Source organism: Pseudomonas sp. AB6, from assembly GCF_034314105.1.
In the GTDB taxonomy this organism is placed as follows: Bacteria; Pseudomonadota; Gammaproteobacteria; order Pseudomonadales; family Pseudomonadaceae; genus Aquipseudomonas.
Map to the genome: position 1 here is coordinate 225,095 of NZ_JAVIWJ010000001.1, position 11,825 is coordinate 236,919.

The window sequence follows — 11,825 nt, forward strand, 5'->3', positions numbered from 1 at the left end:
CTGCAGACCATGTACTTAAGCTAATAACAATAAAATGAGGATGTAGGGATGAAAAAGCAACACAACAACACCCGTTTGCTCTGCCAACTGTCAGCGGTTGCAGCGCTGGTTCTTTCTGCCAATGCGATGGCAGACGAAGCTTTCAGTGCCGATTCCAAATGGATGACCGGCGACTGGGGCGGCGAGCGGACCAAGTTGATCGAGCAAGGTATCGACATCAAGGCGGATTACGTCGGTGAAGTAGGCGGCAACCTGCATGGTGGCTACAACAACGACAAGACTGCGCGCTACTCCGACCAGTTTGGTCTGGGCGTGGCGTTAGATCTGCAAAAGCTGGTGGGCTGGGATAACACCCAGGCCAAGATCCAGCTCACCAATCGTAATGGTCAAAACATTTCCAATGACCGTATTGGTGACCCACGAGCCGGCACCTTGAGTTCTTCCCAAGAGGTGTACGGCCGTGGCCACATGGTGCGCCTGACCCAATTGTGGATTCAGCATCAGTTCCTCGACAACAAACTGGACATTAAAGCTGGTTACTTCGGCGAAGGTGAAGACTTCAACACTTTCCCCTGTGAATTCCAGAACCTGGCGTTCTGCGGTTCCCAGGCGGGTAACTGGGCGACGAACATCTGGTACAACTGGCCGGTCATGCAGGCAGCTTTGCGGGTGAAGTACAACATCACCCCTGAGTTTTATGCGCAGATCGGTGTGTACGACCAGAACCCTTCGCAACTGGAACACGGCAACGGCTTCAAACTCAGCGGCAGTGGGACCAAGGGTGCCCTCATACCGGTCGAACTGGTCTGGTCGCCGAACCCCAACGGTCTGCCGGGCGAGTACCGTGTGGGTTACTACAAGAGCTCAGCCAACGCCAATGACGTTCTTCAGGACGACAACGGCAATAATGCAGCGACTACCGGTAACGGCTACAAAGTTCACAGCAGCAAGCACGGCTACTGGGGCGTAATACAACAGCAACTCACTACCCACAACGGCGACGCTTCGCGCGGTCTGCAAGTCGCGGCCAACGTTACCTTTCACGACAAGGACACCAACTTCATCGACAATTACCAGTCGCTGATGTTTGTGTACAAAGGCCCGTTCGATATGCGTCCAAAGGATGACATGGGGATCGGTTTTGCGCGTATCCATGTTAACAATGACGTGAAGAAAAACGCTGAATTGCTCAATGCGAGCAACGGCGTCACCGACTACGACAATCCGTTGTACGCCCCGCTGCGCAGCACCGAGTACAACTACGAACTCAACTACGGCTTCCACGTGACCAACTGGTTGACCGTGCGTCCTAACCTGCAATACATCACCCATCCAGGTGGCGTGGACAAAGTTGACAACGCGGTTGTGGCCGGCCTGAAAATTCAGACGGTGTTTTAACGATGTTGCAATAAGTTCTTTCTCTTTGTGCTCATTTTGCGGATAGCCATGGCTATCCGTTTTTTTTGGAAGCCATTCAGCACTGACATGGGAGCAGGCCTGTCGGTCCTCGCATGGCTGTGCAGCAAACGACATGACTATGTCGCCTGCACATCGTTGCCTAGGGTTTGGGCAGCATGATTTTTAGGACCGGGCACATGCTTGAGCATCCGCTACAGCGTTTTTTTTATGGGTCGCGGGCCAGACCAACTTTTCAGTGGGAACGCTATCAACAGCGGGATGTGTTGCTGATTGATCACCCTCAATGCCAAGCGGCATTCAGCCGTCAGGGCGGACAATTGCTGCATTTTCAACCTCGTGGTCAGCGTCCCTGGTTGTGGTGCGCTGCGCGTTGGCCGCAAGTTGGTGCAATCCGTGGAGGGGTGCCTATCTGCTGGCCTTGGTACGGTCGCCACCCTAGCGAAGGCGTGTGGCCTTCCCATGGGTGGGCGCGGTTGCTGGATTGGAAGTTGATCGACAGCACTGAGGACGAATCTGGCGTCCATCTGCACTGGCGTTTGAAACTGTGGGATTGGCAGGTCGATCTGCACGCCGACCTGGGGCAAGGCATGGAGCTGCGCTTGAGTACTAAACACCAAGACATTGAGCCCTGCCTGTTCGGTCAGGCGTTGCACGCTTATTGGCGCATCAGCGACGTGACCGATGTCGCCTTGGAAGGCCTTGATGGCGCCCGTGGCTACGATCAAATGAATCGACAGGCTTGTGTGCAGAAGGGATCGCTACGCATTGAAGGCGGTTGTCAGCGGGTGTTCAGTCATGCCGGAGAGTTACAGCTTCAGGACGAGGCCTGGCAGCGCAATTTGTGCATTGACATCAGCGATAGCACCAGCACTGTCATCTGGCACCCAGGCAGTCGTCCGTTAATGGGAGTGGGCGGTAACGAGGCGCTGGGTTTTGTTTGTGTCCAAGCTGCTTCAGGAGGTTCCAGCAGCCTAAGCCTTGCGCCGGGGGAGGAGGCGCATTTGAGCTTGCAGGCGCATTTGGTGGATTGAGCGCATAACCTTGGATTGTCCCGAAGGGGCGCTCTCCTCGGGATTTCGCCAGTCCCTACAATTCAATAACCGATGCATTGATAGCGAACCCAGCTTCTAAATCAACTCATCATCAATCGGATACCGGCTGGCATTGAGGCTTTCTTTGATCTTGCGCAGATGCGGTTGAAAATCCACGCCTCGGCGCAAGGTCATGCCCGTTGCTAAGACATCGAGCACGGTAAGCTGGATGATCCGCGAAGTCATGGGCATATAGATGTCGGTGTCTTCTGGCAGTGGAATGTTCAGGCTTAAGGTGCTGGCCTTGGCCAGTGGTGAACCTTCTGCAGTCAGTCCTAACACCGATGCCCCGTTTTCGCGGGCGATGCGTGCCACTTCTACTAGCTCCCTTGTACGCCCGGTGTAGGAAATGATTACGAACAACTCACCGGTATGGGCCACTGAGGCGATCATGCGTTGCATCAGCACATCGGCGTGGGCGGTGACAGCCAGGTTGAAGCGAAAAAACTTATGTTGCGCGTCGAGGGCAACCGGTGCCGAGGCGCCGAGGCCAAAAAAGTGAATCTGTCGCGCCTGAATCAATAGGTCCACGGCTTTGCTAACCAGGTTCGGATCAAGTTGTTGCAGGGCGCTGTCTAGTGAGGCGATGGCGCTGCCGAAAATCTTCCGGGTATAAGCCTCGGGAACATCGTCAGCCTCTACCGCACGACTAACGTATGCAGCACCGCTGGCCAGGCTTTGCGCCAATTGCAGTTTCAATTCGGGGTAACCGCTGACGCCAAACGAGCGGCAGAAGCGGTTGACGGTGGGCTCGCTGACCTTGGCGGCCTGGGCCAGCGCGGCGATGCTCAAGCGGGTAGCCTGCTGCGGGTTGAGCAAAATCACCTCGGCGACCTTGCGCTCAGCCTTGTTCAAATCGTCAAGCCGAGCCTGAATGTGCTCCAGGAGATTGCGCGTGCGGTCCATTTAATATCCTTGTCTGGCCAGCGTCAGACGGGCCTGGTCGCTGCCTGTCATCGAGAGTCTTCCAAGTGCGGGCAAAGGTGGCCTATCGTACTGATGGGCCTCGTCGATCACCACAGGAATCTGGTTTTAGACGAAATGTTGTGATTATTACTACATTTGGCCTTGAGTCCTGCCTTTAAAAAAGGTATTTGTAGCCTAACTTGATAAAAGAACAAACATTATGCCTCTGATAACGGTTGAACCGTGCACCTTTGCCTTGTTCGGCGCTTTGGGCGACCTGGCGTTGCGCAAGCTGTTTCCTGCTCTGTATCAACTCGACCAAGCCGGACTGTTGCACGCGGACACGCGTATTTTGGCGCTGGCCCGTGAAACCGGTGACGAACAGCAACATCTGGCGAACATCGACAGTCACCTGCGCCGCTTTGTGCCGGCTGCGGAACTGAACGAAGAAGTGGTCAGCCGTTTTCAAGCGCGTTTGAGTTACCTGCACGTCGATTTTCTCAGGGCCGACGATTATGTCGCACTCGCTGAGCGAGTAGGCAACGCCGAGACAATGATCGCGTATTTCGCCACGCCAGCTTCGGTGTATGGCGCGATCTGCGAAAACCTGGCCTCGGTGAACCTGACCGAGCGCACCCGTGCAGTGCTGGAAAAACCTATCGGCCACGACTTGGCTTCTTCACGTCGGGTTAACGATGCTGTGGCGCAGTTTTTTCCGGAAAACCGCGTCTACCGAATCGACCATTATCTGGGCAAGGAAACGGTTCAAAACCTGATTGCCCTGCGATTCGCTAACAGCTTGTTCGAAACTCAGTGGAACCAGAACCATATCTCCCACGTGGAAATTACAGTGGCGGAGCAGGTTGGGATTGAAGGCCGTTGGGGCTATTTCGATCAGGCCGGGCAGCTGCGCGATATGATCCAGAACCACTTGCTGCAGCTGCTTTGCCTGATTGCTATGGACCCGCCAAGCGACCTGTCTGCGGACAGTATTCGTGACGAGAAGGTCAAAGTGCTCAAAGCGCTGGTGCCGTTTACCCCTGAACGCCTCGCGACCCAGGTTGTACGCGGTCAGTACATCGCCGGTTACAGCGAAGGTAAGCCCGTACCGGGTTACCTGGAAGAAGAAAATTCCAACACGCAGAGCGACACAGAAACTTTTGTTGCTCTGCGCGCAGATATCCGCAACTGGCGTTGGTCCGGCGTGCCGTTTTACTTACGTACGGGTAAACGCATGCCGCAAAAATTGTCGCAGATCGTGATCCATTTCAAAGAACCGCCGCACTATATTTTCGCCCCGGAGCAGCGGATGCAGATCAGCAATAAATTGATCATTCGCTTGCAGCCCGATGAAGGCATTTCCTTGCAGGTGATGACCAAGGATCAGGGTTTGGACAAAGGCATGCAGTTACGCAGCGGCCCGTTGAAACTGGATTTTTCCGACACCTATCACAGCGCACGAACCCCCGATGCCTATGAGCGGTTGTTGCTGGAAATAATGCGCGGCAATCAGAACCTGTTTGTTCGTAAAGATGAAATTGAGTCCGCATGGCAATGGTGTGACCAACTGATTGCAGGCTGGAAAAAGGCGGGCGATGCGCCCAAGCCTTACGCCGCCGGATCGTGGGGGCCAATGAGCTCCATTGCCTTGATTACTCGTGATGGGAGGGCATGGTATGGCGATATATGAACTTGAACTGCCAACGGGCCTTATAGCTCACGAGTTCACAAAGCCGGCGCAACTGGCTAATGAGTTGGCCGCTGCGGTGGCTGAGCAGTTGATCAACGCGATTGCGGCCAATGGTGTAGCGACGTTAGTGGTGTCTGGTGGGCGCAGCCCGGTAGCGTTCTTCCAGAGCTTGGCCGCGCATGCGGTGGACTGGTCGAAAGTGGTGATCAGTCTTGCGGATGAACGCTGGGTGCCGGTCGAGCACCCGGACAGTAACGCTGGCTTACTCAAGCGCTACCTGTTGCAAGGTCCTGTCGCCAAGGCGCGTTTTATCAGCCTTTACAGCGCCGCAGCGAATCTGGAAGAGGCAGCGCAGGCCGCTGACCTGGCGCTGGCAGAACTGCCAGCAATTGACGTGCTGGTGTTAGGCATGGGCGATGACGGCCATACCGCGTCGCTGTTCCCGAACAGCCCGAATTTGGGTGAAGCGTTGAATCTTAACGGTCAGCGCCGCTGCCTGCCGATGCTGGCACCGACGGTACCGCATCAGCGATTGACCCTGACACGCCAATTGTTGGCTTCGGCGGGTCTGCCGATCCTGTCCATTTCCGGGCAGGCCAAACTTGACACGTTGCGCACGGCACTGGCGGGCGATGATCTTGCTCAAATGCCAATCCGTGCCTTCCTCAACTCTTCGTTAGAGATTTACTGGTGCCCATAAGTAAAGGATCCGCCGCTATGAAGACAATAGAAAGCAACCGGCCTCTCAATAGCATGGCGAACAAGATTGCCCAAATCGACGAGCTCTGCGCTAAAGCGAAGATTTTGCCGGTGATTACTATTGCTCGTGAACAAGACATTCTGCCGTTGGCTGATGCCTTGGCCGCTGGCGGCTTGACCACGCTGGAAGTGACCCTGCGCTCTGCGTTCGGTCTGACCGCGATTCGTGTTTTGCGTGAGCAGCGTCCAGAGTTATGCGTTGGTGCCGGCACTATTCTGGATCGCAAGATGCTTGCAGACGCAGAAGCCGCCGGTGCGCAGTTTATTGTTACGCCCGGTTGTACCCATGACCTGCTGCTGGCGGGTACCGAATCTGAGTTGCCGCTGTTGCCGGGAATCAGCAGCGCTTCGGAAATCATGGTTGGCTATGCCTTGGGTTATCGCCGCTTCAAGCTGTTCCCGGCAGAAATCAGCGGCGGCGTCGCTGCAATTAAAGCCCTCGGTGGACCGTTTGTTGATGTACGTTTTTGCCCAACTGGCGGCGTCAGCCCAGCCAACCTGCGAAGCTACATGGCCCTGCCTAACGTGATGTGCGTAGGTGGTTCATGGATGCTGGACAATGCCTGGATCAAAAGCGGTGATTGGGCACGTGTTCAAGCGGCCAGTGCAGAAGCATTGGCGTTGTTCGATTAGGTTTTAATTATTAATTACTGACGGTTGGTTTACGGCCATTTACGGGGCGCCTTGGTCGGGTGCCCCGTTTTTTTGCTGCGCCAATGTGCTTTATGGCCTGATTCTTCATAAGCGGAACGGGCGTTTGCTTTTTCGTAGAGGGTCCAATAGCGCACCCAAACCGTTGTGGTCGATTTCATGCATCAGGGCCAGCAGCGCGCCCAGCTCGCCGTGGGGAAACCCTTCCCGAGCAAACCAGTTCAAATATTGCCCCGGCAGATCAGCGATGAGTCGGCCTTTGTATTTGCCATAGGGCATTTCTCGGGTAACTAGTAATTCAAGTTTTTGAGGGTTCATGTGTGCGCCCACTGGTTGGATGTGCTCTTGGCCGAACACGCGGTGTCGTTGTGCAAGATACGTGCATTCTGCATGCAGGCTAAACGACAGTTCTTGCAGAAAGAGCGATTTAATTTAGTCAGTTAATTTGTAATTATTTGAAATTAAACGTTTTTTGTTGTGACTACAAGCTGGCATGGTCGCTGCTCTCTTTATTAGCATCATCCACCAAAGAGGAATTGGAAATGACTGATATTAATAAAGAAGCCGTTTCTGTACTTAACGATCTGATCGAGACCAGCAAAGACGGTGAAAAAGGTTTTCATTCCAGTGCTGAAGACATTAAGAATCCGACAGTGAAGGGCTTTTTTATCACTCGTTCACAAGAATGTGCCGCAGCCGTTCGCAAGCTTCAAGCTGAAGTACGGTCGTTGGGTGGTGATCCAGAAGACAGCACGAGTGTAGGGGCGTCGCTGCACCGTGCATGGGTTGACTTGAAGTCGGCGGTGACCGGTAAAAGTGATGAAGCTATTCTTAATGAAGTTGAGCGCGGCGAAGATCATGCGCTTAAGGCTTATAAAGATGCATTAGAAAAAGCGACTTCTAAAAACTTACCTTTCAATGTTGTTGCGCTCATTCAAGAGCAACTGAGGGGCACGCAACGGAACCACGATCAGGTGAAGGCTTTGCGTGATCAGGTTCGCGCGCGCAGCTAACGTGGCTGTAATGGTAAAAAACGTCAGCTTGTCTGGCGTTTTTTTATTAGACGGATTACAGGCAGACATGAGGAAGGGCGGCGGTATTGCAAGCGCTTGCGCACTCGATGCGATTACGTCCATTGCGCTTGGCTTGGTAAAGCGCAGCGTCCGCAATGCTGATTAACAAGTCAGGGTCACTCGTTGAAACATGATCTTGGGAGGCGACCCCGATACTGACGGTGACGCCCTGCTCATCAGTCGAAAACGTGGGCAATGCCTCTACAGCCGCTCGGATTTTTTCTGCGATGAGCACCGCGCCTGCAAGTGGGGTCTCGGCCAAAATTACCGAAAATTCCTCGCCTCCGTAGCGAGCGGCTAGATCGGTTGGACGACGGATATTGGCTAGAATGGCTGCTGCAACGTGACGCAGTGTTTCGTCTCCGCCGAAGTGACCATGGCGATCGTTGAACGCCTTGAAATGGTCAACATCAATCATCAGCAGTGACATCGTTTTGCCTGAGCGAAGTCCGCGCATCCATTCGGCATTAAGCACTTTATCCAACTGACGGCGGTTTGCGAGGCCTGTTAAACCGTCGGTCGAGGCTAGCTGCGCCAACCCCTGCTCGGCGCATCGACGTAACCTCAACTCCCGGCATAGTAGAAACGTCAACCAAAAAATACCTAAACACAGAACGCCCGTAGCACCGCCCACCAGCCATGTTCCGCGAAGCCACGTTCCATAAACTTCCTCCATCGACTGCCCAATCACCACTATTAATGGCAGATCACCGACCTTTGAGAACGTGAATAAACGCTCTTGATGGTCGAAGCTGGAGACGCTGATAAAAGTCCCGTTGCCTTCCTTAATAAAGCGTCTGATATTTTCCCTCTGGCTGAAATCCTTGCCTATAAGGGCTTCATTGCCGACATCGGGTTGTCGCGCTAGTAAATATCCGTTGGTATTGATTAGGTTAACGTAGCTGTTGCTGCCGATATCCAGGCTTTGGAACAGTTTACTGAAATATATTAAGCGCATCGCCGCCGAAGCAATACCTATGAATTTGCCGTCGGAAGAAGACATGCGTCGGCTAACCGTAATGCACCAGTCGCCATAGCCCGATCGCAATTTGAAGGGGTCACTGATTAGTAAACCCAAGCCAGGGTTGGCTTGGTGGGCACGAAAATGCTCCCTGTGTGCGAAATTATCGGGTCTCGATGCAATGGATAGAGAGTCCGCGAGCACGTCACCTTTCTGATCAAGTAGAAGCAAATTGCCTTTGTACGGCGCGGCGGTGAAGCGGTCGAACAACAGCTGTTGGCGCAGTTGTGGTGTGAGGGCCTGAACCTCGGGACGCTGCCAGGAGCTGGTCATGGTTTGCAATGAAGTGTCGTAAAGGTCGATGTTGCGCTGCACATCCGACTTGATCAATTTAACAATATTAGACGCTGAGCGGGCGGCGAAATCTTTTGCGCTGGCGCGTTCGCGAATGAGTAACGAAGTGACAATGACCACAATAGCGATTACCGCTAACGCACTACCGAAAATCAAAACATTCTCCGGTCTGGACCTATCGCCTAACAGTTCATGGTCGGGGAGCGTTGAATCCATTTTTGAAGTCCGGAAAATGAATACTGGGAATATCTATAATTCATTGAATTTATTTGGATATTGAGCATTTTATGTAGAAATAAACGCCTTTATCTGCAGGGTAATATACAGGTTGAATCAGAGTGTTTTTTGAAAATAATTGCAAGTCTGTCTTGGTGTGACGAAACGGTTGATTTCCAATTTGCGTGCGGACGCCTCAAGAGCGTGCTAAGCAGGGAAACTCGTAAAACGTTAAGCAAAAAAAGCCACTGATGACTGTTGCCATAAAACGGTCGATCAGGAGTGAAGCATGAGCACGCTTGCCTGCGATCTACCTCGAAGCAGTGTCATTGGGTGTCGCAAGGCCGGTGAAGGGGCGGGGTGGTCTAGAATAGCTGTTGAAGGTCTTTCGAATATCCGCAGCTTCATTCGCTTCATTTGCCCGCCGACTTGGTCAGCCAGTGCGAAAGAGGATCTAACTCCGCTGAGGTAGGCGAGCAGATCTTCGAAAACTCAAGACTCCACGGTTTCTGTCGATAACAAAAATAGGGGTCGAAGGTTTCTAAAATCGTTGTTTTTAATAGGGGTGATTGAACGCTTGTTGAAAGGTTGCTGAAAGGAAGTATAGGAAAGTTCCTACTTAAAGCTTTTCTGTCCTTTCGCTGAAAATGACTAGGCGGAGTAGTGATATGAGCAGAAAAACGGCAGGTTTTATTCTGTTTTCAATAGCTATTTTAACTTTCAGTGCCGAAGTACTGGCCAGCGGCGGCGTGCTCAATTTCCGGGGACAGGTTGTTGAATCATCGTGTGATGTCCGGCACCTTTTTGAATTAAAAACCTTGAAGCAAGTACAGCTAATTCAGGTTTTACCCCGTGTCACCTTGGTTCTGGACCGCTATCGCAATGCTTGCAGCGGTGATGTCATGGCCTTCGATATTTCCTTAGTAGGGGGTATTGCAGACGAAAACCCTGCTGCCAGCGTTGTAATCGTTACGTACCAATAGCCCGCAACTGTTTCGAAATGTTGCTTCAAGTTATATAGCGTCAGGTTGCGAAATTTTTTATCTCGTACCTTTGCCAAGGTTTTACATGCTGTGTCTGCGCTATAAGCCCCCGTTCATAGGTGTTTAATCAATAATCTGAATTTGCCTACGGAAAAGGCCTTCGCTAACTGTTGCCAAATCCTTATCAATAATGTGGTTTTCCTGACAGCGGCCTTTGTATCGTGTCGTTATAGTTCAGGCCGTCCAGTGATGGGCAAAACATAAACACACACAAGGAATGTTATTCGTATGAAAAAACTCTCTCTCGCATTAGCTGTGTTAGGCGCAATGGGTCTGGGTGCCGTGAGCACGGCCAACGCCGCCAATAACGGAAAATTGGTGTTCAACGGTACGCTGACTAATATTTCCTGCGCAGTCGGCCCGGGTGCTGGCGTAGGTGCGGGCCCGAATGGGGACATTAACGTTGATCTGGGGAATGTATCGTTCTCCGATATTGGCGCTGCCAGCGATACCAAGCTGGAAACCGCTACGCCGGTTCAGTTACTGATCAACTGCAGTGCAGGCGTTGAGCAATACAGCACGGTAAAAATGCGCTTTGTCGCACGCTCGGGTAGCGGTCTGGACAACAACGACTCCAAACTGTTGCGTACTACGGGCGCTGCCGACGGCGTAGGTATCGGCCTGCTGAACGCTCAGAACCAAATTATGGACTTGAGCGGTACTGAAACCATCGACAAACCGTTGATCAAGGATGGCACCGGAGGTGCAACGGCTGAGCTGAATTTCGGCGCAGTCTATGTATTGAACGGTACGCCAACTAATCCAGGTAACGCTGACGGCTTCATGCCTTTCGTACTGGACTACGAGTAACAACCTTGACGGGGCGAGTCTTCTCACCCCGTCACACTTCGGTTTCAGGCGACGGTCATCATGCGTTTCACCCTTATTAAATATGCCTGCTTATTACTGGCGTTCCTAACGGCCGTCAGCGTTCAGGCGGGTATTGTTCTCAATACCACCCGTATCATCTATCCGGCGCAGGACAAAGAAGTCAGTTTCGGCGTTCACAACAGCGGGGGCGGGGAAATCCTTTTGCAATCCTGGCTCGAGGCCGCTGCCGAAGAGACTTCAAATTTGCCGTTTGTGATCATTCCAGCCTTAACTCGTATGCCTGGCCACGGTAAGCAACTCCTAAGGATTATGTATGCCGGTGCCGACATGCCTCAGGATCGCGAATCAGTTTTCTGGCTCAATGTTCAAGAGATCCCACAAACTGCCGCCGCAAATGCGTTGCAGATCGCTATTCGTCAGCGCATCAAAGTATTTTTCCGCCCTGAGGGATTAAGCGATGTACCGTCCCAAGCGCCGCAGCAACTGCAATGGCGACTTTTGCGAAACGGCGTTCTGCAGGTGAGTAATCCAGGTTCTTATCATGTGTCTATGGTCAGAATTGAAGCGCATGACGGTATAAGTCAGGTGATGAGTAAGGAGAGCCATATGTTGGCGCCGAAACAATCCTTGGAGCTTGCGCTGACCAAACTGCAGAAAGGCCGATCGGTGTCCGTAAGCTTTATCAGCATCAATGACTTCGGCGGGCAAGTGCAATATCGCGCCCTATTAAATGGGCATGACATGGCCAATGCTGTTCTAACTAACAAAAGCGATCGTGTTACTCAATAGCGAGTAAAAGAACCCCCTTTATATACCGAGCATCCGAGTTGC

At 52.6% G+C, this 11,825-nt stretch carries 12 protein-coding genes; 9 read left to right on the plus strand and 3 right to left on the minus strand.

Annotated features, from left to right (window positions below; genetic code table 11):
* Positions 1-48: 48 nt before the first annotated feature.
* Both RGW60_RS01125 and RGW60_RS01130 read left to right on the plus strand, forming a co-directional pair.
* Complete coding sequence (locus tag RGW60_RS01125; RefSeq protein WP_322201362.1) at positions 49-1,398, plus strand: carbohydrate porin; 1,350 nt, start codon at positions 49-51, stop codon at positions 1,396-1,398.
* Between the two features lie 197 nt (positions 1,399-1,595).
* Complete coding sequence (locus tag RGW60_RS01130) at positions 1,596-2,450, plus strand: D-hexose-6-phosphate mutarotase (protein ID WP_322206819.1); 855 nt, start codon at positions 1,596-1,598, stop codon at positions 2,448-2,450.
* 96 nt (positions 2,451-2,546) lie between these two features.
* Here the strand turns inward: RGW60_RS01130 and RGW60_RS01135 are convergent, their stop codons facing one another.
* Positions 2,547-3,416, minus strand: coding sequence for a MurR/RpiR family transcriptional regulator (locus RGW60_RS01135; protein ID WP_322201364.1), 870 nt, complete (start codon positions 3,414-3,416; stop codon positions 2,547-2,549).
* A gap of 220 nt (positions 3,417-3,636) precedes the next feature.
* Here RGW60_RS01135 and zwf point away from each other — a divergent pair, with 220 nt between their 5' ends.
* Genes zwf through RGW60_RS01150 form a run of 3 tightly spaced genes read left to right on the plus strand, consistent with a single transcriptional unit; the run spans position 3,637 to position 6,498 of the window.
* Entirely contained in the window at positions 3,637-5,106 is a 1,470-nt protein-coding gene (gene zwf, locus RGW60_RS01140; protein ID WP_322201366.1) for a glucose-6-phosphate dehydrogenase, read from the plus strand.
* The gene (gene pgl / locus RGW60_RS01145; RefSeq protein WP_322201368.1) at positions 5,093-5,806 is read left to right on the plus strand and encodes a 6-phosphogluconolactonase; all 714 of its coding nucleotides are present in this window, start codon (positions 5,093-5,095) and stop codon (positions 5,804-5,806) included. The genes zwf and pgl overlap by 14 nt, the downstream gene beginning before the upstream one ends.
* A gap of 17 nt (positions 5,807-5,823) precedes the next feature.
* Positions 5,824-6,498, plus strand: coding sequence for a bifunctional 4-hydroxy-2-oxoglutarate aldolase/2-dehydro-3-deoxy-phosphogluconate aldolase (locus tag RGW60_RS01150; protein WP_322201370.1), 675 nt, complete (start codon positions 5,824-5,826; stop codon positions 6,496-6,498).
* Positions 6,499-6,603: 105 nt separating this feature from the next.
* On the opposite strand, the gene RGW60_RS01155 is transcribed toward RGW60_RS01150, so the two are convergent.
* A complete protein-coding gene (locus RGW60_RS01155; protein ID WP_322201372.1) occupies positions 6,604-6,834 on the minus strand; it encodes a DUF3820 family protein in 231 nt (76 codons plus the stop codon).
* A gap of 224 nt (positions 6,835-7,058) precedes the next feature.
* Between RGW60_RS01155 and RGW60_RS01160 the strand changes: the two genes are divergently transcribed.
* A complete protein-coding gene (locus RGW60_RS01160; RefSeq protein WP_322201373.1) occupies positions 7,059-7,529 on the plus strand; it encodes a PA2169 family four-helix-bundle protein in 471 nt (156 codons plus the stop codon).
* Between the two features lie 55 nt (positions 7,530-7,584).
* Here RGW60_RS01160 and RGW60_RS01165 read toward each other — a convergent pair whose 3' ends face one another.
* Complete coding sequence (locus tag RGW60_RS01165; RefSeq protein ID WP_322201374.1) at positions 7,585-9,120, minus strand: sensor domain-containing diguanylate cyclase; 1,536 nt, start codon at positions 9,118-9,120, stop codon at positions 7,585-7,587.
* A gap of 668 nt (positions 9,121-9,788) precedes the next feature.
* Between RGW60_RS01165 and RGW60_RS01170 the strand changes: the two genes are divergently transcribed.
* From RGW60_RS01170 to RGW60_RS01180, 3 genes are all read left to right on the plus strand, one after another.
* Complete coding sequence (locus tag RGW60_RS01170) at positions 9,789-10,103, plus strand: hypothetical protein (protein WP_322201375.1); 315 nt, start codon at positions 9,789-9,791, stop codon at positions 10,101-10,103.
* Positions 10,104-10,391: 288 nt separating this feature from the next.
* The gene (locus tag RGW60_RS01175; RefSeq protein ID WP_322201377.1) at positions 10,392-10,973 is read left to right on the plus strand and encodes a fimbrial protein; all 582 of its coding nucleotides are present in this window, start codon (positions 10,392-10,394) and stop codon (positions 10,971-10,973) included.
* 60 nt (positions 10,974-11,033) lie between these two features.
* A complete protein-coding gene (locus RGW60_RS01180) occupies positions 11,034-11,783 on the plus strand; it encodes a molecular chaperone (RefSeq protein ID WP_322201379.1) in 750 nt (249 codons plus the stop codon).
* The last annotated feature ends 42 nt before the right edge of the window (positions 11,784-11,825 follow it).

Excerpts from the sequence above, each read along its gene's own strand:
- RGW60_RS01175 (WP_322201377.1), top strand. The coding sequence starts at position 10,392 with ATGAAAAAACTCTCTCTCGCATTAGCTGTGTTAGGCGCAATGGGTCTG.
- RGW60_RS01160 (WP_322201373.1), top strand. The coding sequence starts at position 7,059 with ATGACTGATATTAATAAAGAAGCCGTTTCTGTACTTAACGATCTGATC.
- RGW60_RS01125 (WP_322201362.1), top strand. The coding sequence starts at position 49 with ATGAAAAAGCAACACAACAACACCCGTTTGCTCTGCCAACTGTCAGCG.
- RGW60_RS01165 (WP_322201374.1), bottom strand. The coding sequence starts at position 9,120 with ATGGATTCAACGCTCCCCGACCATGAACTGTTAGGCGATAGGTCCAGA.
- RGW60_RS01150 (WP_322201370.1), top strand. The coding sequence starts at position 5,824 with ATGAAGACAATAGAAAGCAACCGGCCTCTCAATAGCATGGCGAACAAG.
- RGW60_RS01170 (WP_322201375.1), top strand. The coding sequence starts at position 9,789 with ATGAGCAGAAAAACGGCAGGTTTTATTCTGTTTTCAATAGCTATTTTA.
- zwf (WP_322201366.1), top strand. The coding sequence starts at position 3,637 with ATGCCTCTGATAACGGTTGAACCGTGCACCTTTGCCTTGTTCGGCGCT.
- RGW60_RS01130 (WP_322206819.1), top strand. The coding sequence starts at position 1,596 with ATGCTTGAGCATCCGCTACAGCGTTTTTTTTATGGGTCGCGGGCCAGA.
- pgl (WP_322201368.1), top strand. The coding sequence starts at position 5,093 with ATGGCGATATATGAACTTGAACTGCCAACGGGCCTTATAGCTCACGAG.
- RGW60_RS01135 (WP_322201364.1), bottom strand. The coding sequence starts at position 3,416 with ATGGACCGCACGCGCAATCTCCTGGAGCACATTCAGGCTCGGCTTGAC.
- RGW60_RS01155 (WP_322201372.1), bottom strand. The coding sequence starts at position 6,834 with ATGAACCCTCAAAAACTTGAATTACTAGTTACCCGAGAAATGCCCTAT.
- RGW60_RS01180 (WP_322201379.1), top strand. The coding sequence starts at position 11,034 with ATGCGTTTCACCCTTATTAAATATGCCTGCTTATTACTGGCGTTCCTA.